This window comes from Streptomyces mobaraensis, from assembly GCF_020099395.1.
GTDB lineage: Bacteria > Actinomycetota > Actinomycetes > Streptomycetales > Streptomycetaceae > Streptomyces.
Genome location: NZ_CP083590.1, coordinates 4,830,637 through 4,851,677, shown reverse-complemented (window position 1 = coordinate 4,851,677; position 21,041 = coordinate 4,830,637). Strand labels below are relative to the sequence as shown.

The window sequence follows — 21,041 nt, the reverse complement described above, 5'->3', positions numbered from 1 at the left end:
CGGAGGGCGCTTCGGGGGTGCGGGGGCTCGCCCCCGCAAAAACGGTGAAATGGGGGTGCCCCCTCTGGGGGAGGGACCGGGGCCAAATCCTCACGGCGGTCAGGCCGTCCGCCCGTTCCAGCCGCGTACGCACAGCCACGACCCCCCGTACAGCGCCCCGAGCTCGAAGGCGCGCCCGGCGAGGCCGAAGGCGAACCGGGAGCCGCCGGTCTGGTCCACGAGCCACTGGTGCCAGAAGAACATCACCAGGACCGTCAGGACGATGACGACGGCCCCCGCGGCCATCAGCAGGATGTTGCGCACGAGTTTTCCCCCTCTTCCGGCCGACGAGCCTACCGAGGGCCGTCGCGACCGGCTGACGCGGCGTCAGTCCGCAGCGACGCGCGGCGTCCGCACCAGCCCCTCCTGGATCACCGACACCGCCAGCTCCCCGCCCTCCGTGAAGATCCGGCCACGGGCCAGCCCGCGGCCGCCCTGGGAGGTGGGGCTCTCCTGGTCGTAGAGCAGCCACTCGTCCGCGCGGAACGGCCGGTGGAACCACATGGCGTGGTCCAGGCTGGCGCCGACGACGTCGCCGACCACCCAGCCGCCGCGGCCGTGGGCGAGCAGGACGGAGTCGAGCAGCGTCATGTCGGAGACGTAGGTGGCCAGGCAGACGTGGAGCAGCGGGTCGTCGGCGAGCTTGCCGTTGGTGCGGAACCACACCTGCGACCGGGGTTCGCGCGGCTCCCCGTAGCGGGCGAACGGCGGGTCGCCGACGTACCGCAGGTCGACGGCGGCCCGGGCCTCCAGCAGCCGCTCGACGACGTCCGGGCCCGCGAACCGGTCGGCGTACCGGGGCAGCAGCTCGGCGGCGGTCGGCAGGGTGAGCGGGTCGGGCGCGGGCGGGGCCGGTTCCTGGTGCTCCAGCCCCTCCTCGTGGAGCTGGAAGGAGGCCGAGAGGTGGAAGATCGGCCGGCCGCGCTGGACGGCCACCACGCGGCGGGTGGTGAAGGAGCGGCCGTCGCGGATGCGGTCCACCGTGTAGACGATGGGCGCGCCGGGGTCTCCCGGCCGCAGGAAGTAGGCGTGCAGGGAGTGCGGGAACCGGTCGTCCGGGACCGTCCGTCCGGCCGCGACCAGCGCCTGGGCGGCGACCTGGCCGCCGAAGACGCGGGGGATCAGGGCGGGCCGACTGGTGCCGCGGAAGATGTCCTCCTCGATCCGTTCGAGGTCGAGGAGGTCGAGGAGGTCCTGCAGCGGGGCCGGGGCCGGGGGTTCGTTCACGTGCGGTGCCGTTCCGTTCTTACAGTGGTCACAGGCCCATCGACTTGGCGACGATGGAACGCATGACCTCGCTGGTGCCGCCGTAGATCCGGCTGACGCGGGTGTCGGCGTACAGCCGCGCGATGGGGTACTCCATCATGTAGCCGTAACCGCCGTGCAGCTGGAGGCACTTGTCGATGACCACGGCGGCGCGTTCGGTGGTGAAGAGCTTGGCGGAGGCGGCGTCGGCGGCGCTCAGCTCGCGCGCGTCGTGCGCGTCCAGCGCCCGGTCGACGACGGCCTGCATGGCGTCGACCTCGGCCTTGCAGTCGGCGAGGACGAACTTGGTGTTCTGGAACGACGCCACCGGCTGCCCGAAGACCGTGCGCTCGGCCACGTACTTCCGCGCGAACTCCACGGCGGCGGCGGACTGCGCGTACGCCGAGAAGGCGATGCCCAGCCGCTCCTGCGGCAGGTTGTGCGCGAGGTAGGAGAACGCCTTGCCCTCCTCGCCGAGCCGGTCGCCGACGGGCACCTTGACGTCGGTGAAGGACAGTTCGGCGGTGTCGGAGGTCTTCAGGCCGAGCTTCTCCAGCTTGCGGCCGACCGCGTAGCCCTCGGAGCGGGCGTCGACGAAGAGGAGCGTGATCCCGCCGCGCCGGTCCTCGGGGGTGGGCGGCGCGGTGCGGGCGCAGACGATCACCCGGTCGGCGAGCACGCCGCCGGTGATGAAGGTCTTGGCGCCGTTGAGGACGTAGTGGCTGCCGTCCGCGGAGAGCTTCGCGGTGGTCTTCATGCCGGCCAGGTCGGAGCCGGTGCCGGGCTCGGTCATGGCGATGGCGGTCATCATGTCGCCGCTGACGAACGGCGGCAGCCAGCGCCGCTTCTGCTCCTCGGTGGCGTATTTCAGCAGGTACGGCAGGACGAGCGCGGTGTGCACGCCGCTGCCGCCGAAGCTGACGGCCGCGCGGGCGCACTCCTCGGTGATGACGGCCTGGTACTTGAAGCTGGTCTCGCCGGCGCCGCCGTACTCCTCGGGGACCTCGATACCGAAGACGCCCAGTTCGCCGAGCTTCTTGTAGAAGTCGCGCGGCGCCTGCCCGGCCTCGCGCCAGTCGTCGTAGTACGGGACGACCTCCGCGGCGATGAAGGCGCGGATGGTCTCCCGGAACGCCTCGTGGTCCTCGTTGAACACCGTCCGACGCACAACTACCCCCTCGGCGGGGCCGGTTCCGCCGCCCCCGGTCGGCTGAGCGCTTGCTCAGCGAAAGCTACCCGGCGGTCTCCGGGACTGTCCAGATCCCGCCGGGGCCGGGCGCACCCGGGAGCTCAGTGGCGCGTGGGACCGCTGAGCGCCGCGAGCGCGCCGTGCGCCAGCCGGCGGAGCAGCGCGGCGGTGGCGTCGCGGCCGGGCAGCCCGCCGGCGCGGCCGAGGTGCGGGGTGGAGTTGAGCAGGCCGAACACCGCGTGCACGGCGGCCCGGGCGTCGTCCTCGGCGACCCCGGGGTGCAGCGCGCGCACGACCTCGACCCACAGCTCCACGTACTGCCGCTGGAGGGAGCGGACCTGCTTGCGGTCGACGTCGCGGAGCTGGCCCAGCTCCCGGTCGTGCAGGATGATCAGCGCCCGGTCGTCCAGGGCGAAGTCGATGTGCCCGTCGATCAGCGAGTCCAGTACGGCGGCGGGCCCGGCGTCCGCCGCCTCGGCCGCGGCCCGGCGCTCCCGCCCGCTCGTCAGGAGCCGGCCGCTGATGCCGACCAGCAGCTCGGCGAGCATCGCGTCCTTCCCGGCGAAGTGGCGGTAGAGCCCGGGGCCGCTGATGCCGACCGCGGCCCCTATCTCGTCCACCCCGACGCCGTGGAAACCGCGCTCGGCGAAGAGGCGGGCGGCCTCGCGGAGGATCTGCTCACGGCGGGTGGGGGCGGGGGCGGCGGCGGACGGCCGGGCGGCGGTCTCCGCCACGGGGGCGGATCCGGCCGCTCCGGCGGCTGCGCGGGCGGGGTTCACGGAGGTCACCGAACAAATTGTAGACAGCGCCGTTAGCGGCCGTTAACCTGAAGAGGATCTGTTAACGGTTATTAACCGCAACGGTTGTTCACCGCACGTGGCACGGGAGCAAGGGAGCTTCGAGTCCATGCAGCAGGCACCGGCGCTGGGCAGCGCCGCAGATCCGGCGTCCGAAGGCTGGCGCGACAACGAGGCCGCACACCGCGAGCTCGTCGCGCGGCTGCGCGAGAAGCTCGCCGCGGCCCGGCTCGGCGGGGGCGAGCGCGCCCGCGCCCGGCACACCGCGCGGGGCAAGCTGCTCCCCCGGGACCGGGTGGACACCCTGCTGGACCCCGGCTCCCCCTTCCTCGAACTGGCCCCGCTGGCCGCCGACGGCATGTATGGCGGGGCGGCCCCCGCCGCCGGGGTGATCGCGGGCATCGGCCGGGTCTCCGGCCGCGAGGTGGTGATCGTCGCCAACGACGCGACGGTCAAGGGCGGCACCTACTACCCGATGACCGTCAAGAAGCACCTCAGGGCCCAGGAGATCGCCCTGGAGAACCGGCTCCCCTGCCTCTACCTGGTGGACTCCGGCGGCGCCTTCCTGCCGATGCAGGACGAGGTCTTCCCGGACCGCGAGCACTTCGGCCGGATCTTCTACAACCAGGCCCGGATGTCCGGCGCCGGCATCCCGCAGATCGCGGCCGTCCTCGGCTCCTGCACGGCCGGCGGCGCCTACGTCCCCGCGATGAGCGACGAGGCCGTGATCGTCCGCGACCAGGGCACGATCTTCCTCGGCGGCCCGCCGCTGGTGAAGGCGGCCACCGGCGAGATCGTCACCGCCGAGGAGCTGGGCGGCGGCGAGGTGCACTCCAAGGTCTCCGGCGTCACCGACCACCTCGCGGAGGACGACGCGCACGCCTTGCGGATCGTCCGCACGATCGTCTCGACGCTCGGCGACCGCGGGCCGCTGCCCTGGCGGGTGGAGCCCGTCGAGGAGCCCGAGGCCGACCCCGCCGGGCTCTACGGCGTCGTCCCCGTCGACTCCCGCACCCCCTACGACGTCCGCGAGGTCATCGCGCGGGTGGTGGACGGCTCGCGGTTCGCCGAGTTCAAGGCCGAGTTCGGGCAGACGCTGGTGACCGGCTTCGCCCGGATCCACGGCCACCCGGTCGGGATCGTCGCCAACAACGGCATCCTCTTCGCCGAATCCGCCCAGAAGGGCGCCCACTTCATCGAGCTCTGCGACCAGCGCGGCATACCCCTGGTCTTCCTCCAGAACATCTCAGGCTTCATGGTCGGCCGGCAGTACGAGGCCGGCGGCATCGCCAAGCACGGCGCCAAGATGGTGACGGCGGTGGCCTGCGCCCGCGTCCCCAAGCTCACGGTCGTCATCGGCGGCTCGTACGGCGCCGGCAACTACTCGATGTGCGGCCGGGCCTACTCGCCCCGCTTCCTGTGGATGTGGCCCAACGCCAAGATCTCCGTCATGGGCGGCGAGCAGGCCGCCTCCGTCCTCGCGACCGTCAAGCGCGACCAGCTGGAGGCGCGCGGCGAGGAGTGGAGCGCGGAGGACGAGGAGGCGTTCAAGGCGCCCGTCCGCGAGCAGTACGAGACCCAGGGCAACGCCTACTACGCGACCGCGCGGCTGTGGGACGACGGCGTCATCGACCCGCTGGAGACCCGCCGGGTCCTCGGCCTCGCCCTCACCGCCTGCGCCAACGCCCCCCTGCCCGAACGCGACCCGAACGCGCCCGGCTACGGCGTCTTCCGGATGTGAGAGGAGACGTGACGATGTCGAAGATGTTCGAGAGTGTCCTGGTCGCCAACCGAGGCGAGATCGCCGTCCGCGTCATCCGCACCCTGCGCGAGCTGGGCATCCGCTCGGTCGCCGTGTACAGCGACGCGGACGCCGACGCCCGGCACGTCCGCGAGGCCGACACGGCCGTCCGCCTCGGCCCGGCGTCCGCCGCGGAGAGCTACCTGTCCGTGGAGCGGCTGCTGGCCGCCGCCGAGCGGTCCGGCGCGCAAGCCGTCCACCCCGGCTACGGCTTCCTCGCCGAGAACGCGGCGTTCGCCCGCGCCTGCGCGGACGCCGGGCTGGTCTTCATCGGCCCGCCGGCCGACGCGATCGACCTCATGGGCGACAAGATCCGCGCCAAGGAGACGGTCCGCGCGGCGGGTGTCCCGGTCGTGCCGGGTTCGACGGGCAGCGGCCTGACCGACGCCGAACTGACCGAGGCGGCGCGGGAGATCGGCATGCCGGTCCTCCTGAAACCGTCCGCCGGTGGCGGTGGCAAGGGCATGCGGCTGGTCCGCGACGAGGCGCTGCTCGCCGAGGAGATCGCGGCGGCCCGGCGCGAGGCGCGCGGCTCGTTCGGCGACGACACGCTGCTGGTGGAGCGGTGGATCGACCGCCCCCGGCACATCGAGATCCAGGTCCTCGCGGACGGCCACGGCAACGTCGTCCACCTCGGCGAGCGCGAGTGCTCGCTCCAGCGCCGCCACCAGAAGATCATCGAGGAGGCGCCGAGCGTCCTGCTCGACGAGGCCACCCGCGCCGCGATGGGCGCCGCCGCCGTCCAGGCGGCCCGCTCCTGCGGCTACACGGGCGCGGGCACGGTCGAGTTCATCGTCCCCGGCGGCGACCCGTCCGCCTACTACTTCATGGAGATGAACACCCGCCTCCAGGTCGAGCACCCGGTGACGGAGCTGGTCACGGGCCTGGACCTGGTGGAGTGGCAGCTCCGCGCGGCGGCGGGCGAGCGCCTGTCCTTCACGCAGGACGACGTGACCCTCACCGGCCACGCCGTCGAGGCCCGCATCTGCGCCGAGGTCCCGGCCCGCGGATTCCTCCCCTCCGCCGGCAGGATCGTCGCCCTCCACGAACCGGAGGGCCCGGGCGTCCGCGTCGACTCCGGCCTGCTGCCGGGCACGGAGGTCGGCACGGACTACGACCCGATGCTCGCCAAGGTCATCGCCTACGGCCCCGACCGCGCCACGGCCCTCCGCCGCCTCCGCGCCGCCCTCGCGGACACGACCATCCTCGGCCTGGAGACCAACACCGGCTTCCTCCGCCGCCTCCTGGCCCACCCGTCGGTGGTCTCGGGCGACCTGGACACGGGCCTGGTCGACCGCGACGGCCCCTCTCTCCTGTCGGACACGGTCCCGGCCGAGGTGTACGCGACGGCGGCCCTGGCCCGGCAGGCGGCCCTGTCCCCCGCCTCCGCCCCCGCTTCGTGGACGGACCCGTTCTCCACCCCGGACGGGTGGCGCCTGGGCGGCACCCCCGCCTGGACACCGCACCACTTCCGCGTCCCCGGACACGACCCGGTCACGGTCCGGGTCCGGACGACGGCGACGGGGACGGAGGTGCTGGTGGACACGCCGGAGGGCGCGGGGGCGCCTGAGGGCGCGGGGGCGCCTGAGGGCGCGGGGGCGCCTGAGGGCGCGGGGGCGTCTGAGGCGGCGGGCGGCGCGGAAGCGCCCGCGCGGCCGGCGCAGCACGGGCGGGCGACGGGCGGCGCCGGAGGCGCCACGGTCGGCGCGGCAGCGGGAGGCGCGACGGCGCCTGTCGGCGCGAGCGGCGCCCAGGCGTCCGGGAGCCCGGCGCCGCCGGAGCCGGGCGGCGTGGCTGCCGCCCCGACGGGCAGCCCGACGGACCGTGCGGCGCACGGGGCCACCGACGCACCCGCTCCGGCGGCGGGCGGCGCCGAAGGCGCCACGGCAGGCGCGGCAGCGGCCGGCGGGCAACGCGCGGGCAACGCGGGCGCTCCGCGCGCCGGCGTGGCCGCCGCAGACGACGCCACTGCGCCCGGCGGCCGTACGGCCGGCGCGGCAGCGACAGGCGCGAGCACGGCCCGCGTGACGGCGCCCGCCGCCGCCCTGCCCGCGCAGCAGGGCGCGGCGACCGGGGGGTCCGGGGGCTTGCCCCCGGTTTCGGGAAGGGGCGGGATTGGGGAACAGCCCGCCGCAGGCGCCCCCCACCGCGCCCGCCTCCTCCCCACCGCCCCCCACCACCTCACCCTCGACCTCGACGGCCGCACCACCCCCTTCGTCATAAGCCCCGACGGAGCCTGGCTGGCCCACCAAGGCGACACCTGGCACGTCCTCGACCACGACCCCGTAGCCGCCGGAGGCGCGAGCGCCGCCGCGCACGCCGGAGCGCTCACCGCGCCCATGCCCGGCACGGTCACCGTCGTGAAGGCGGCCGTCGGGGACACGGTCACCGCCGGCCAGAGCCTGCTCGTCGTGGAGGCGATGAAGATGGAGCACGTCATCGCCGCCCCGCACGACGGCACGGTCACGGAACTGGACGTCACCCCCGGCAGCACGGTCGCCATGGACCAGGTCCTGGCCGTCGTCACCCCGGACCAGCCCGCCGACCGGCCCACCGAACGGCCCGCCGCCCAGGAGGAAGCATGACGGCCGACGGCCTGCCCATGCCCGTACGGGACCCCTCCCTCCCGGACCGTGTCCGGATCCACGAGGTCGGCCCCCGCGACGGCCTGCAGAACGAGAAGGCGATCGTCCCGGTCGAGGTGAAGGCGGACTTCATCCGCCGCCTCGCCGACGCGGGCCTGCGCACGATCGAGGCGACGAGCTTCGTCCGCCCCGAGTGGGTCCCGCAGCTGGCCGACGCCGAGGAGCTCCTGCCCCTCGTCGACGGGATCGGCGTCCGCCTCCCCGTCCTCGTCCCCAACGAGCGCGGCCTCGACCGCGCCCTCGCCCTGGGCGCACGCGAGGTCGCGGTCTTCGCCAGCGCCACCGAGTCGTTCGCCAAGGCCAACCTCAACCGCACGGTCGACGCGTCGCTCGCCATGTTCGAGCCGGTGGTCCGCCGGGCGAAGGACGAGGGCGCGAAGGTCCGCGGCTACCTCTCCATGTGCTTCGGGGACCCCTGGGAAGGCCCCGTCCCGATCGAGCGCGTGGCGGATGTCGGCCGCCGCCTGTACGAGCTGGGCTGCGACGAGCTGAGCCTCGGCGACACGATCGGCGTCGCCACCCCGGGCCAGGTCACGGCCCTCCTCGCGGCGTTCAACGCGGCGGGCGTCCCCACCGACCACCTCGCCGTGCACTTCCACGACACCTACGGCCAGGCCCTGGCCAACACCCTCACGGCGCTGCGCCACGGCGTGACCACCGTGGACGCCTCCGCGGGCGGCCTCGGCGGCTGCCCGTACGCGAAGAGCGCCACCGGCAACCTCGCCACCGAAGACCTCGTCTGGATGCTCCACGGCCTCGGTATCGACACCGGGGTCGACCTCGGCCGGCTCACCGCCACAAGCGTGTGGATGGCCGCCCACCTGGGACGGCCGAGCCCGTCCCGTACCGTCCGCGCCATCTCCCACCAGGAGTCCTGAGCCATGCTGGACCACCGCCTCACCCCCGAGCACGAGGAACTCCGGCGTACCGTCGAGGAGTTCGCCCACGACGTGATCGCCCCGAAGATCGGCGACTTCTACGAGCGCCACGAGTTCCCCTACGAGATCGTCCGCGACATGGGCCGCATGGGCCTCTTCGGCCTCCCCTTCCCCGAGGAGTACGGCGGGATGGGCGGCGACTACCTCGCGCTGGGCATCGCCCTGGAGGAGCTGGCCCGCGTCGACTCGTCCGTGGCGATCACCCTGGAGGCCGGCGTCTCCCTGGGCGCCATGCCGATCTTCCGCTTCGGCACGGAGGAGCAGAAGCGCGAGTGGCTGCCCCGGCTGTGCGCCGGCGAGATCCTGGGCGGCTTCGGGCTGACGGAGCCGGAGTGCGGTTCGGACGCGGGCGGCACCCGCACCACCGCCCGGCTGGACGAGGCCACGGACGAGTGGGTCATCAACGGCACCAAGTGCTTCATCACCAACTCGGGCACCGACATCACCGCCCTGGTCACCGTCACCGCGGTCACCGGCCGCACGCCGGACGGCAAGCCGCTGATCTCCTCGATCATCGTCCCGTCCGGCACCCCCGGCTTCACCGTCGCGGCCCCCTACTCCAAGGTCGGCTGGAACGCCTCGGACACCCGCGAGCTGTCCTTCTCGGACGTCCGGGTGCCGCGCGCGAACCTGCTGGGCGAGGAGGGCCGGGGCTACGCGCAGTTCCTGCGGATACTCGACGAGGGCCGGATCGCGATCTCCGCGCTGGCCACCGGCCTGGCGCAGGGCTGCGTCGACGAGTCGCTGACGTACGCGAGGACCCGGCGGGCGTTCGGCCGGCCGATCGGCGACAACCAGGCGATCCAGTTCAAGATCGCCGACATGGAGATGCGCGCCCACACCGCCCGTCTCGCCTGGCGCGACGCCGCCTCCCGGCTGGTGCACGGCGAGCCGTTCAAGAAGCAGGCGGCGCTGGCCAAGCTCTACTCGTCGGAGATCGCGGTCGACAACGCCCGCGAGGCCACCCAGATCCACGGCGGCTACGGCTTCATGAACGAGTACCCGGTGGCCCGGATGTGGCGGGACGCCAAGATCCTGGAGATCGGCGAGGGCACCAGCGAGGTCCAGCGGATGCTGATCGCCCGGGAGCTGGGCCTCACGGGCTGACGCCGGACGGCAGGGGGCCGGGGGCGGCGCGTACGGCACCCGCCGCCCCGCGCCGGCGTACCGCCCGCGCCCCGGCCCGGCCTGCCCAAACCGCCTCCCGCCTGCGAGAATTCGCCCATGGCAGAGATCTTCCAGAAGGACGGCACGTGGACGTTCGACGGGGACGCGATACGCATCGTCCCGGGCCGGGAGCGCGGGGTCCATCTGGTCCGCCAGACGCTGGGTGAGCTGACCGTGCCGCTGGAGGCCGTGGCGGGCATCGCCTTCGAGCCGGGCCGCAAGGCGGGCCGGCTGCGGCTGCGGCTGCGCGAGGGGGCCGACCCGCTCACCCAGGTGACGCGCGGCCGGATGGCGGACGCCATCGACCCGTACCAGCTCAGGACGGAACCGGACCGGGCCGGCGTCGCCGAGTACTTCGCGGAGGAGGTCCGTACCGCCCTGCTGCTGGAGCAGGTGCCGGACGGCCCGGCGGACCGCTATCTGCTGCCCGGCCCCGCCGTCCCGCTGGCGGTCGGCGCCGGGGACGGAACCGCCTCCTTCGACGGCGAGACGGTCCGGCTGGAGTGGAACTGGGTCACCGACGACGGCAAGGCGTCGGGCGGCCCGCGGGAGCTGGCGCTGGCCGACATCACGGGCGTGGAGTGGCTGCCGAGCATCGGGCTGGAGAACGGCTACCTACGGTTCGCCGTCCGGGGCGCGCCCTCGAAAACGCCCGCCAAGCACGACCCGAACGCCATCGAGCTCTTCGGCTTCAAGAAGGACGGGCTGATGGCCCTGCTGGGCGCCGCCGTCACGGCCCGGCTGCCGCACCCCGCCGCCCCGGTGCACGAGGTCCCGGCGGCACCGCCCGTCACGCCCGCCCCGCTCGACCGGGCCCCGTCCGACGCGCCGCCGGCCGACGATCACGACACCCTGCTCCGCCGGCTGCGGGAGCTGGGCGAGCTGCACCGCTCGGGGATCCTCACGGACGAGGAGTTCACCGCCGCGAAACAGGCGATTCTCCAGCGTTTCTAAGCAAAACGATCAACACTTTGCCACCACTCTTGCCCGAAATCGGGCAGGATTCTTGCGAAACGCTCCGACACCCCTCAGTATCAACGGGTGCTCGAACGCCGTATGTCCCATGACGACCTGGTGGACCACCTGGTGCGCAGCACGCCGCTCCAGCGCGGCGAGGCCGCCCGGGTGGTCCTGGACGTCCTGGCGTACTTCGACGAGACGGCCGAGGAGTTCGTCCGCCGCCGCCACCGCGAACTGCAGTCCGGTGGTCTGGCGAACGCGGAGATCTTCGAGCGGATCGCGGCGGAGCTGCCGCACCGCGCGGTCGCCCCGCCCCCGCTCTCGCTGCGCCAGCTGCGGCGCATCGTCTACGGCTGAGACCGGCTACGGCCGAGGCGGGCCGGGGGCCGGGACACCCGTCCCCGGCGAAGGCGAAACGGCGGCTGCTGCCGCCCGCGGGCATCATTGATCGTTTGTCAGGGAGGGTCATCACCTTATGTGCGGAATCGTCGGTTACATCGGGAAGCGCGACGTCGCCCCGCTGCTGCTCGAAGGGCTGCAGCGACTGGAGTACCGCGGCTACGACTCCGCGGGCATCGCCCTGCACGCGAGCGGCAAGGCCGGCGGCCTGAAGACCGCCAAGGCCAAGGGCCGCGTGCGCGAGCTGGAGGCCCGCCTCCCCAAGCGCTTCAACGGCACCACCGGCATCGCGCACACCCGCTGGGCCACCCACGGCGCCCCCAACGACGTCAACGCGCACCCGCACGTGGACGCCGACGAGAAGGTCGCCGTCGTCCACAACGGCATCATCGACAACGCCTCCGAGCTGCGCGCCAAGCTGACCGCCGACGGCGTGACGTTCCTCTCCGACACCGACACCGAGGTGCTCGCCCACCTGGTCGGCCGCTCGCAGGCCGCCACGCTGGAGGAGAAGGTCCGCGACGCCGTCCGGCACATCGAGGGCACCTATGGCATCGCCGTGCTGCACGCCGACTTCCCGGACCGCATCGTCGTCGCCCGCAACGGCTCGCCGGTCGTCCTCGGCATAGGCGAGAAGGAGATGTTCGTCTCCTCCGACGTCGCCGCGCTGGTCAGCCACACCCGCCAGGTCGTCACCCTGGACGACGGCGAGATGGCCACCCTGAAGGCCGACGACTACCGCACCTACACCACCGAGGGCTCCACCACCTCGTCGCAGCCGACCACCGTGGAGTGGGAGGCCGAGTCGTACGACATGGGCGGCCACGACACGTACATGCACAAGGAGATCCACGAGCAGGCCGACGCCGTGGACCGCGCCCTGCGCGGCCGCATCGACGACCGCTTCTCCACCGTGCACCTCGGCGGCCTCAACCTGGACGCCCGCGACGCCCGCGCCGTGCGCCGGGTGAAGATCCTCGGCTGCGGCACCTCGTACCACGCCGGCCAGATCGGCGCCCAGATGATCGAGGAGCTGGCCCGCATCCCCGCGGACGCCGAGCCGGCCTCCGAGTTCCGCTACCGCAACCCGGTCGTGGACCCCGACACCCTCTACATCGCGGTGTCCCAGTCCGGTGAGACCTACGACGTGCTCGCCGCCGTCCAGGAGCTCAAGCGCAAGGGCGCCCGCGTCCTCGGCCTGGTCAACGTGGTCGGCTCGGCCATCGCCCGGGAGACCGACGGCGGCATCTACGTGCACGCCGGCCCCGAGGTCTGCGTCGTCTCCACCAAGTGCTTCACCAACATGGTGGTCTCCTTCGGCCTGCTCGCCCTGCACCTGGGCCGCACCCGCGACCTGTCGGTCGCCGACGGCAAGCGGATCATCGAGGGCCTGCGCAAGCTGCCCGCGCAGATCGAGGAGATCCTCGGCAACGAGGCGGAGATCGAGAAGCTGGCGGCCGAGTACGCCGACGCCAAGTCGATGATGTTCATCGGCCGCGTCCGGGGCTACCCGGTGGCCCGCGAGGCCTCCCTCAAGCTCAAGGAGGTCTCGTACATCCACGCCGAGGCCTACCCGGCGTCGGAGCTCAAGCACGGCCCGCTGGCCCTGATCGAGCCCGCCATGCCGACCGTCGCGATCGTCCCCGACGACGAGCTGCTGGAGAAGAACCGCGCCGCCCTGGAGGAGATCAAGGCCCGCAGCGGCCGCATCCTCGCCGTCGCGCACCAGGAGCAGGAGAAGGCCGACCACACGATCGTGGTGCCGAAGAACGAGGACGAGCTGGACCCGATCCTCATGGGCATCCCGCTCCAGCTCTTCGCCTACTACACGGCCAAGGCCATGGGCCGCGACATCGACAAGCCGCGCAACCTCGCCAAGTCCGTCACGGTCGAGTAGTCACGCCTGGCGGCTCCGGCCGCCACGCCTGACGGCCTTGCCCGTCACGCCCGACGGCTGTGTCCGGCACGCCTGACGGCCCCTCACTGCCGACGGCGCTCCCCGCGCGTGCCACCGGGCGCGCGGGGAGGACCGCCTCCCCGGTGCCGGCGCCGCCCTCGCGCCGGCGGTGATGCCACCGGTCCCGGGAACCGTCACCTCCCGCCCGGCGGCACGTGCGCTCACCGGACTTGTACCCGGAGGAAGCGGCTTTCGCACACCTGAGCAGGCGCGCGCTTTCGCGATGCGGGGCGCGCGCCGAGCCGCGTCCGCCGGCGGCACCGTCGCTCACCACCCGCATCGGTTACGGGAGTTGGGCATGAAACGGCGGGGGCGTCCCGTCCGTCCCGGACACCCCCGCCGTCCCATACGCCTCAGGGCCTCAGGGCCTCAGGGAATGACCACCACAGGCCGCTGCGCCCGCCGGGCCAGCCGGCCGGCCACCGAGCCGAAGATCCGGCCGACGATCCCATGGGTGGAGCCCACCACGATGGCGTCGGCCGCGTACTCCCGCCCGACCTCCTCCAGCTCGTGGCAGATGTCCCCGCCCCGCTCGACGAGGATCCAGGGCACCTCGGAGAGGTGGTCGGCGCAGGCCAGTTCCAGGCCCAGGACCTCGGTGCGGTGGTCGGGGACGTCCACGAAGACCGGCGGTTCGCAGCCCGCCCAGACGGTCGTCGGCAGCCGGTTGGCCACATGGACGATGATCAGGCCCGAGCCGGAACGCCGGGCCATGCCGATTGCATAAGCAAGCGCCCGTTCGCTCGACGTGGAGCCGTCGAAACCCACCACGACACCGTGCTGGAACGCGGGATCGCAGGAATGACGTGTTTCTTCCACCGCTTCGGGAAGCGCCGTCTGATCGGCGATCCGCTTGCGGTCCGCGGGTTCGGAGAATTCGTGACCGGCCATCGGTGTCTCGGCGAAGGAAGTCCTCTTGCGGAGGGTCGGCGGTGGGCTGCGGTGGACTGAAGGGACATTTCCCGCCGTACGGGACACCGCGCGGGCGCATGGGTGTCAGTACGGCGACAAAAATCCGTCCGGGATTCATCTTTTCAAGGACTTACCCCCCAGGGTACGGCCCCGCCCGCCGGGTGCCCAGAGGCCGGCCCGCCGAACGGGGCCGGAAGACGCCGGCGGCCGCCCGCCTGCGACGGCCGCCCCCGAGGGGCGGACGTCCGGACGACGGGTGCGACACGCGGTGTCCCCTCGACGGGTGTGACGGCTGACGGGTGAGCGTTCCCCGGAGCATGCACGAGGGCCGCCCCCAGCGCAATGCCCCGTGTGTCCCTACCCCTGCCCGTTCGCCGAGTGACCCACACGCCGGACCCGCGTTGTACTACCGCCAGCAGCCGCCACCAGGGAGCCGCTCCGTGCCCGGAACCCGCGACGACGCCCACGCCGCCGAACCCGACCGGGAATCGCCCGATCCGGTGAGCGACGTGGTGCGCTGGGCGGCGTTCAGCTGCGCCCTGGTCCCCCTCGTCCTGCTGATGTGCGGACGGTCCTTCGGCGGGGCGGCCGGCAGCGCCGCCGGCCTCGTGGCCCTCACCTGCGCCTGCCACGCCCTCCTCCGGCGGTCCGAACGGGCCGCCGGCCGCGCCCCGCGGGCCGTCGGCCGGGGTGGCGCGGGCCGCCGGACGGACCGGGGCGAACAGCCCGCCGGAGCACTCGAAGAGGACCTGGAGGAGGCCCTCGGAGGGGCACTCGAACGAGTCGCGCCGCCGGTCTCCCCGCACCGCGGCCGGCACGGCCGCACCGGTACCGGTACGCATCGCGGCGCACGCCATCCGGGCGCCAGTACGTACGTCGACTGATTTTTCGTACGCCCACACCCGTATGTTTTCGGCCAACTTCAGGCCGAGGGCCCTCGCTTGGCCTGACCAGCCCCCAACAGCCGGGCGACCAGCAAGGAAAGGACCGCTGAGGGCGGTTGATCCCTACGGCGTGGGGGCAGAGCCGAGAGGCGTACTTTTCAGCGGGGCCTGCAAGTGCAACGCTTCGTGATCGAACGCTTCGCGCCAAGTTGTCATGTCGACATAGAGCCGGATGGTGAACTGGTCACCGCGACTACATCCGACACAGTAGATTCGATCTTGGCCATGACCGGCGGGGGAACCGTTCAGGACCGAGGGGAAACGTGCAGGACCGAGAGGACTCGACCGCCGAGGGGGGCTTAGCGCCATGAGCCAGGACTCCACGACCGTACCGGAGACCGTGCGCAAGCTCTCCGGACGCCGCCGCCGGGAGATCGTCGCCGTTTTGCTCTTCAGCGGCGGCCCGATCTTCGAAAGCTCCATTCCGCTCTCCGTATTCGGGATCGACCGGCAGGATGCCGGGGTTCCCCGTTATCGCCTGCTCGTCTGCGCGGGCGAAGATGTGCCATTGCGAACGACCGGCGGTCTGGAACTGACCGCGCCGTACGGCCTGGAGGCGCTCTCCAGGGCCGGCACCGTCGTCGTACCGGCCTGGCGGTCCATCACCCAGCCACCGCCACCCGCCGCCCTCGACGCACTGCGCCGCGCCCACGAGGAAGGCGCCCGCATCGTCGGGCTGTGCACCGGGGCCTTCGTACTGGCCGCCGCGGGACTGCTCGACGGCAGACCCGCCACCACCCACTGGATGTACGCGCCGACACTCGCCAAGCGCTACCCCTCGGTCCATGTGGACCCGCGGGAGCTCTTCGTGGACGACGGTGACGTCCTGACCTCCGCGGGCACCGCCGCCGGCATCGACCTGTGCCTGCACATCGTCCGCACCGACCACGGCGCGGACGCCGCCGGGGCGCTCGCCCGACGCCTCGTCGTACCGCCGCGCCGCAGCGGCGGCCAGGAGCGCTATCTCGACCGGTCTTTACCGGAGGAGATCGGCGCCGATCCGCTCGCCGAGGTCGTCGCCTGGGCGCTGGAGCACCTCCACGAACAGTTCGACGTGGAGACCCTGGCCGCCCGCGCCTATATGAGCCGCCGCACCTTCGACCGCAGGTTCCGTTCGCTCACCGGCAGTGCGCCGCTCCAGTGGCTGATCACCCAGCGGGTGCTCCAGGCACAGCGGCTGCTGGAGACGTCCGACTACTCCGTGGACGAGGTCGCCGGACGCTGCGGATTCCGTTCCCCCGTCGCCCTGCGCGGCCACTTCCGGCGGCAGCTGGGGTCCTCCCCCGCGGCCTACCGGGCGGCCTACCGGGCGCGGCGGCCCCAGGGCGGCCCCGACGGCCGGCCGGACCGCCCCGAGCGGCCGGACCGGGACGGGCGGGGTGACCGCTTCGGCTCCCCGGACCCGCTGGAGCCCCGGTCCGGGGAGCCGGCGGTCGTCGGGCTGAGACGGACGGCCCTGGCCGCCGCGCACGCGTCGGCCGGTCCGCTCGGCGGTCCGCCGCACTCCGCCGGGCACGGCGGACACGGCGGGCATCCCGGACACGGGGTGCCCCTGGGGCACGGGCCGGGGAACCCGGGGTTCGGCCATGGACCGGGACACGGTCCGGGCGCCGTCGAACCGGGCAAGCCGGAGTCCGACCTGTACAGCCCGCACCTGCCCGGCCAGCGGGAACGCCCCGTAGGGTGAGTTCCATGAACGATCGCATGGTGTGGATCGACTGCGAGATGACCGGGCTCTCGCTGTCGACCGACGCGCTCATCGAGGTGGCCGCCCTGGTGACCGACTCGGAGCTGAACATCCTCGGCGACGGTGTGGACATCGTCATCCGCCCGCCCGCCGAGGCCCTGACCACCATGCCCGAGGTGGTGCGCCAGATGCACACGGCCTCCGGGCTGCTCGACGAGCTGGACGGCGGGACGACGCTCGAGGAAGCGGAGCGGCAGGTCCTGGCGTACATCCGCGAGTACGTCCCGGAGCCCGGCAAGGCCCCGCTGTGCGGAAACTCGGTCGGCACCGACCGCGGCTTCCTGCTGCGGGACATGCCGGAGCTGGAGAAGCACCTGCACTACCGCATCGTCGACGTCTCGTCGGTGAAGGAGCTGTCCCGGCGCTGGTTCCCCCGTGCCTACTTCGCCAGCCCGAAGAAGGCCGGCAACCACCGGGCCCTCGCCGACATCCGCGAGTCGATCGCCGAGCTCCGCTACTACCGCGAGGCGATCTTCGTGCCGCAGCCCGGTCCGGACTCCGACACGGCGAAGGCGATCGCGGCCAAGCACGTCCTTCCTGTTCAGTCGTAGTACGGCCTTGATCCCCGTGGGGTTTCCACGGGGATTCCGGCGGAGTGACGCAGCTCGCTCCCGGCACGGCGAAAGCCGGGAGCGAGCACCCCTCCGGACCCTGTAGACTTCTTCTCGGCCGGTGGGAAACACGGAAACGAACGCCGGTCGTGGTGGGTATAGCTCAGCTGGTAGAGCACCTGGTTGTGGTCCAGGATGTCGCGGGTTCGAGTCCCGTTACTCACCCTCAGAGCCGAAGGCCCTGATCTGGGAAACCAGGTCAGGGCCTTCGGCGTTTCCAGCCGCGGCCCGTGTGCGGGTCCGCGCGTCCGAATGGCCGTCAGCCCGTGCCGGGCCTCCCGCCGCCCCACCACCACGACACGCCGGAAGCTCTCCCCACGCCTCTTTCACCCCCTAGGTCACGTCACGCAGCGCGTCCTTGACACTACGCCAGGTTGCGGCGAGTCTCGGGGCAGTCCCGGAACCCCCAACGCTCCGGCGCGGTACGCCCCTTGGCGGGCCGCCTCCCGTGGGCCGGTGGGGCGGGCACGGCACCAGGAGGAGGCATGCGCGGCGGCACCCAGGGACGGCGCCCCCGGACCCGACGGGCACGGGCGGCACCGGCGGCACTGGCGGCCGCGCTGCTCCTGGCCGCGGCGCTCACCGGCTGCGCGGCCGACGACGACGGGCGGACCACGCTCTCCGTCGGCACCTTCGGGGTCTTCGGCTACCGGCAGGCCGGGCTGTACGCCGAGTACGAGCGGCTGCACCCGGAGATCCGGATCAAGGAGAACGTGATCGAGCGGAGCGACACCTACTTCCCCCAGTTCCTGACGCACCTGGTGACCGGCAGCGGGCTGGCGGACGTCCAGGCGGTCGAGGTCGGCACCCTGCACGACCTGGCGGCGGGCCAGGGCCGCCGGCTGGAGGACCTGTCCCGGGCGCCGGGCGTACGCCGGGCCGACTGGCTCGGGTGGAAATGGGCCCAGGCCACCGACCCCGACGGCCGCACGGTCGGGCTCGGCACGGACATCGGGCCGATCGCCGTCTGCTACCGCAAGGACCTCTTCCGCCGGGCCGGGCTGCCCACCGACCGGGAGGCCGTCGGCCGGCTGTGGGCCGGCGACTGGCGGAAGTACCTCGACGCCGGCCGCGCCTACCGGAAGCGGGCCCCGGCGGGCACGGTCTTCACCGACTCGGCGGCGGGCGTCTACAACGCCGCCATCCACGGCTATCCGGAGCGCTACTACGACCGCTCCGGCCGCCCGCTGTACACCGGCGGCCCGGCCGTCCGGGCGGCCTGGGACCTGGCGGTGCGGGCGGCCCGCGAGGGGCTGACCGCGCGGCTGCGACAGTTCGAGAAACCCTGGGACCAGGCGTACGCGAACGGCCGCTTCGCCACCGTCGCCTGCCCACCGTGGATGCTCGGCTACATCAAGGAGAAGTCGGGCGACGCGGGCCGGGGCCTGTGGGACGTGGCACCGGCGCCCCGGCCGGCCAGCTGGGGCGGCTCGTTCCTGACCGTGCCGAAGGCCGCCCGGCACCGGGCGCAGGCCGTGGCGCTCGCCGCCTGGCTGACCGCGCCCGCGCAGCAGGCCAGGCTCTTCGCCCGGCAGTCGAGCTTCCCCTCCACCCCCGCCTCGTACGGCATGCCGGAGCTGCGGGACGCGCGGAACCCCTACTTCGGCGGGGCCCCGGTCGCGCGGATCTTCGCCCGGGCCGCCCAGGGGGCGCCCACGCTGGTGATCGGGCCGCACGAGCAGCAGATCGGCACCGCCTTCACCGACGTCGGCATCCCGCAGGTCGAGCAGCAGGGCAGGGACCCGCGGGCGGCCTGGGCGGCGGCCCAGAAGGAGATCCACAACGCGGTGGACGAATGACCTCGGCGCCGCCCACCACCGTCGAGGACCCCGGCGCGGAGCCGGCTCCGGGCCCGTCGCACCCCCCGCCCGCCCCCGGCCGGGACCGCCGCGCCGCCTGGCGCACCCGCCGTCACCGGTGGGACGTGCGCTGGAGCCCGTACGCGTTCGTGGCGCCGTTCTTCCTGTTCTTCTCCGCATTCGGTCTCTTCCCCCTCCTCTGGACCGGCTGGGCCTCACTCCACCGGCTCGAACTCACGGACCTGAGCCGGATGGAGTGGGCCGGGGCGCGCAACTACCTCCGGCTGCTGCACGACGAGTTCTTCTGGAACGCCCTGGGCAACACCTTCACCATCGGCGTGCTCTCGACCGTCCCCCAACTGCTGACGGCCCTCTGTCTGGCGCATCTTCTGCACCAGCGGCTGCGGGCCGCCACCTTCTGGCGCGTCGCCCTCCTCACCCCGTACGCCACGTCGGTCGCCGCGGCCACCCTGGTGTTCGTCCTCCTCTACGGGCGGGACTACGGGCTGATCAACTGGGCGCTGGGGCTGGCGGGCGTCGACCCGGTCGACTGGCAGAACGGCACGTGGACCTCCCGGATCGCCGTCTCCTCGATCGTCGTCTGGCGGTGGACGGGCTACAACGCGCTGATCTACCTGGCCGCCATGCAGGCGATCCCCGACGAGCTGTACGAGTCGGCGGCGCTGGACGGCGCCTCGCGGATCCGGCAGTTCCGGCACGTCACCGTGCCCTCGCTGCGGCCGACGATCCTGTTCACCGTCGTCGTCTCGACGATCGGGGCGACCCAGCTGTTCGGCGAGCCCCTGCTGTTCGGCGGGGCGGCCGGGCAGAAGGGCGGGGCCTCGCACCAGTTCCAGACCCTGGGCCTCTATCTGTACGAGCAGGGGTGGTTCGGCTTCCACCTCGGCCGTGCCTCCGCCGTGGCCTGGGCCATGTTCCTGATCCTGCTGCTGGTCGCCGCCGTGGGCGGGCTGCTCGCCCGCCGGCTGCGCACGGACCGCTGAGGAGCCGCCGTGCCCGTCCCCGCCCCTGCCACCCCCGTCACCCGCGCCACCCGCGCGCCGGCCGGCGGGCGGCCACGCACCGGACCGCTCGGATACACCGTGCTCGTCCTCTTCACCGCGGGCTCGGTGCTGCCCCTGGTGTGGACGGCCGTGGCCGCCTCGCACGACAACACCCGGCTCGCGCACACCCCGCCGCCCCTCTGGTTCGGCGGCAACCTGGCGCACAACCTGGGCATCGCGTGGAGCGACGCCAACCTGGGCCTGGCGTTGCTGAACACGACGCTGGTCGCCGGCTGCGTCGCCCTGGGCACCGTCCTCTTCTGCACCCTCGCCGGCTTCGCCTTCGCCAAGCTGCGGTTCCGGGGGCGGAACGCCCTGCTGGCGGTGGTGGTGGGCACGATGATGGTGCCCCCACAGCTCTCGGTGGTCCCCCTGTTCGCACTCGTCGCGGAGCTGGGCTGGACCGACCGGCTGCAGACGGTCGTCCTGCCCACCCTGGTCAGCGCGTTCGGCGTGTTCTTCATGCGGCAGTACCTCGTGGAGGCGCTGCCCACCGAACTGATCGAGGCCGCCCGGGTCGACGGCGCCGGCAGCCTGCGCGTCGTACGGCACGTCGTCCTCCCCGTCGCCCGGCCCGCGATGGCGGTGCTCGGGATGCTCTCCTTCGTGCAGTCCTGGAACGACTTCTTCTGGCCGGTGATCGCGCTGACCCAGGACAACCCGACCGTCCAGGTGGCCCTCACCGGCCTCGGCCGCGGCTACGTCCCCGACCAAGCCGTCGTGATGGCCGGGGCGCTGCTCGGCACGCTGCCGCTGCTGCTCGTGCTCGCCCTCTTCGGACGGCACATCGTCGGCGGCATCATGCGCGGCGCGGTCAAGGGCTGACG

The 21,041-nt window shown here is 73.1% G+C and carries 18 protein-coding genes and 1 tRNA gene; 14 read left to right on the top strand and 5 right to left on the bottom strand.

Annotated features, from left to right (window positions below; all coding sequences use genetic code 11):
• Positions 1 to 99: 99 nt before the first annotated feature.
• The 4 genes from K7I03_RS21200 to K7I03_RS21185 form a co-directional block, all read right to left on the bottom strand.
• Positions 100 to 303, bottom strand: coding sequence for a hypothetical protein (locus K7I03_RS21200; RefSeq protein ID WP_185946053.1), 204 nt, complete (start codon positions 301 to 303; stop codon positions 100 to 102).
• Between the two features lie 63 nt (positions 304 to 366).
• Positions 367 to 1,266, bottom strand: a complete 900-nt coding sequence (locus K7I03_RS21195) for an acyl-CoA thioesterase (protein WP_185946054.1) — start codon at positions 1,264 to 1,266, stop codon at positions 367 to 369.
• 28 nt (positions 1,267 to 1,294) lie between these two features.
• Positions 1,295 to 2,452: an acyl-CoA dehydrogenase family protein gene (locus K7I03_RS21190; RefSeq protein WP_185946055.1), complete on the bottom strand. Its 1,158-nt coding sequence runs from the start codon at positions 2,450 to 2,452 to the stop codon at positions 1,295 to 1,297.
• A 122-nt stretch (positions 2,453 to 2,574) separates the two neighbouring features.
• Positions 2,575 to 3,207 carry an SACE_7040 family transcriptional regulator gene (locus K7I03_RS21185; protein ID WP_185946072.1) on the bottom strand — a complete coding sequence of 211 codons (633 nt, stop codon included), beginning with the start codon at positions 3,205 to 3,207 and terminating at the stop codon, positions 2,575 to 2,577.
• Between the two features lie 172 nt (positions 3,208 to 3,379).
• Here K7I03_RS21185 and K7I03_RS21180 point away from each other — a divergent pair, with 172 nt between their 5' ends.
• The 7 genes from K7I03_RS21180 to glmS all read left to right on the top strand — a co-directional run bounded on the left by K7I03_RS21180 (position 3,380) and on the right by glmS (position 13,077).
• A complete protein-coding gene (locus K7I03_RS21180) occupies positions 3,380 to 5,011 on the top strand; it encodes a carboxyl transferase domain-containing protein (protein ID WP_185946056.1) in 1,632 nt (543 codons plus the stop codon).
• 23 nt (positions 5,012 to 5,034) lie between these two features.
• Positions 5,035 to 7,656: an acetyl/propionyl/methylcrotonyl-CoA carboxylase subunit alpha gene (locus K7I03_RS34515; protein ID WP_224347488.1), complete on the top strand. Its 2,622-nt coding sequence runs from the start codon at positions 5,035 to 5,037 to the stop codon at positions 7,654 to 7,656.
• A complete protein-coding gene (locus tag K7I03_RS21170; protein ID WP_185946057.1) occupies positions 7,653 to 8,594 on the top strand; it encodes a hydroxymethylglutaryl-CoA lyase in 942 nt (313 codons plus the stop codon). The genes K7I03_RS34515 and K7I03_RS21170 overlap by 4 nt, the downstream gene beginning before the upstream one ends.
• 6 nt (positions 8,595 to 8,600) lie before the next feature.
• Positions 8,601 to 9,761, top strand: coding sequence for an acyl-CoA dehydrogenase family protein (locus tag K7I03_RS21165; RefSeq protein WP_185946073.1), 1,161 nt, complete (start codon positions 8,601 to 8,603; stop codon positions 9,759 to 9,761).
• A 117-nt stretch (positions 9,762 to 9,878) separates the two neighbouring features.
• Positions 9,879 to 10,775, top strand: coding sequence for a DUF4429 domain-containing protein (locus K7I03_RS21160; RefSeq protein ID WP_185946058.1), 897 nt, complete (start codon positions 9,879 to 9,881; stop codon positions 10,773 to 10,775).
• Between the two features lie 87 nt (positions 10,776 to 10,862).
• The gene (locus K7I03_RS21155; RefSeq protein WP_185946059.1) at positions 10,863 to 11,138 is read left to right on the top strand and encodes a hypothetical protein; all 276 of its coding nucleotides are present in this window, start codon (positions 10,863 to 10,865) and stop codon (positions 11,136 to 11,138) included.
• A 118-nt stretch (positions 11,139 to 11,256) separates the two neighbouring features.
• Complete coding sequence (glmS, locus tag K7I03_RS21150; RefSeq protein WP_185946060.1) at positions 11,257 to 13,077, top strand: glutamine--fructose-6-phosphate transaminase (isomerizing); 1,821 nt, start codon at positions 11,257 to 11,259, stop codon at positions 13,075 to 13,077.
• 429 nt (positions 13,078 to 13,506) lie between these two features.
• Here glmS and K7I03_RS21145 read toward each other — a convergent pair whose 3' ends face one another.
• The gene (locus K7I03_RS21145) at positions 13,507 to 14,028 is read right to left on the bottom strand and encodes a universal stress protein (protein ID WP_185946061.1); all 522 of its coding nucleotides are present in this window, start codon (positions 14,026 to 14,028) and stop codon (positions 13,507 to 13,509) included.
• 461 nt (positions 14,029 to 14,489) lie between these two features.
• Here K7I03_RS21145 and K7I03_RS21140 point away from each other — a divergent pair, with 461 nt between their 5' ends.
• The 7 genes from K7I03_RS21140 (at position 14,490) to K7I03_RS21110 (ending at position 21,039) form a co-directional block, all read left to right on the top strand.
• Complete coding sequence (locus K7I03_RS21140) at positions 14,490 to 14,933, top strand: hypothetical protein (protein WP_221903692.1); 444 nt, start codon at positions 14,490 to 14,492, stop codon at positions 14,931 to 14,933.
• Between the two features lie 367 nt (positions 14,934 to 15,300).
• Positions 15,301 to 16,680, top strand: coding sequence for a GlxA family transcriptional regulator (locus K7I03_RS21135; protein ID WP_185946062.1), 1,380 nt, complete (start codon positions 15,301 to 15,303; stop codon positions 16,678 to 16,680).
• Positions 16,681 to 16,685: 5 nt separating this feature from the next.
• Positions 16,686 to 17,291, top strand: coding sequence for an oligoribonuclease (gene orn / locus K7I03_RS21130; RefSeq protein WP_004953545.1), 606 nt, complete (start codon positions 16,686 to 16,688; stop codon positions 17,289 to 17,291).
• A gap of 152 nt (positions 17,292 to 17,443) precedes the next feature.
• Positions 17,444 to 17,516: transfer RNA gene (locus tag K7I03_RS21125), tRNA-His, on the top strand.
• A gap of 320 nt (positions 17,517 to 17,836) precedes the next feature.
• Positions 17,837 to 19,150 carry an ABC transporter substrate-binding protein gene (locus tag K7I03_RS21120; protein WP_185946063.1) on the top strand — a complete coding sequence of 438 codons (1,314 nt, stop codon included), beginning with the start codon at positions 17,837 to 17,839 and terminating at the stop codon, positions 19,148 to 19,150.
• On the top strand, positions 19,147 to 20,154 hold the full coding sequence (locus K7I03_RS21115; RefSeq protein WP_185946064.1) for a carbohydrate ABC transporter permease: 1,008 nt from the start codon (positions 19,147 to 19,149) through the stop codon (positions 20,152 to 20,154). Before K7I03_RS21120 ends, K7I03_RS21115 begins: the two co-directional genes overlap by 4 nt.
• Positions 20,155 to 20,163: 9 nt before the next feature.
• Positions 20,164 to 21,039 (top strand): carbohydrate ABC transporter permease, encoded by an 876-nt coding sequence (locus tag K7I03_RS21110; RefSeq protein ID WP_185946065.1) that lies wholly within the window; start codon positions 20,164 to 20,166, stop codon positions 21,037 to 21,039.
• Positions 21,040 to 21,041 lie beyond the last annotated feature (2 nt).

Coding starts and splice junctions, on each gene's coding strand:
- K7I03_RS21120 (WP_185946063.1), top strand. CDS start 17,837: ATGCGCGGCGGCACCCAGGGACGGCGCCCCCGGACCCGACGGGCACGG.
- orn (WP_004953545.1), top strand. CDS start 16,686: ATGAACGATCGCATGGTGTGGATCGACTGCGAGATGACCGGGCTCTCG.
- glmS (WP_185946060.1), top strand. CDS start 11,257: ATGTGCGGAATCGTCGGTTACATCGGGAAGCGCGACGTCGCCCCGCTG.
- K7I03_RS21135 (WP_185946062.1), top strand. CDS start 15,301: ATGAGCCAGGACTCCACGACCGTACCGGAGACCGTGCGCAAGCTCTCC.
- K7I03_RS21180 (WP_185946056.1), top strand. CDS start 3,380: ATGCAGCAGGCACCGGCGCTGGGCAGCGCCGCAGATCCGGCGTCCGAA.
- K7I03_RS34515 (WP_224347488.1), top strand. CDS start 5,035: ATGTTCGAGAGTGTCCTGGTCGCCAACCGAGGCGAGATCGCCGTCCGC.
- K7I03_RS21160 (WP_185946058.1), top strand. CDS start 9,879: ATGGCAGAGATCTTCCAGAAGGACGGCACGTGGACGTTCGACGGGGAC.
- K7I03_RS21145 (WP_185946061.1), bottom strand. CDS start 14,028: ATGGCCGGTCACGAATTCTCCGAACCCGCGGACCGCAAGCGGATCGCC.
- K7I03_RS21170 (WP_185946057.1), top strand. CDS start 7,653: ATGACGGCCGACGGCCTGCCCATGCCCGTACGGGACCCCTCCCTCCCG.
- K7I03_RS21115 (WP_185946064.1), top strand. CDS start 19,147: ATGACCTCGGCGCCGCCCACCACCGTCGAGGACCCCGGCGCGGAGCCG.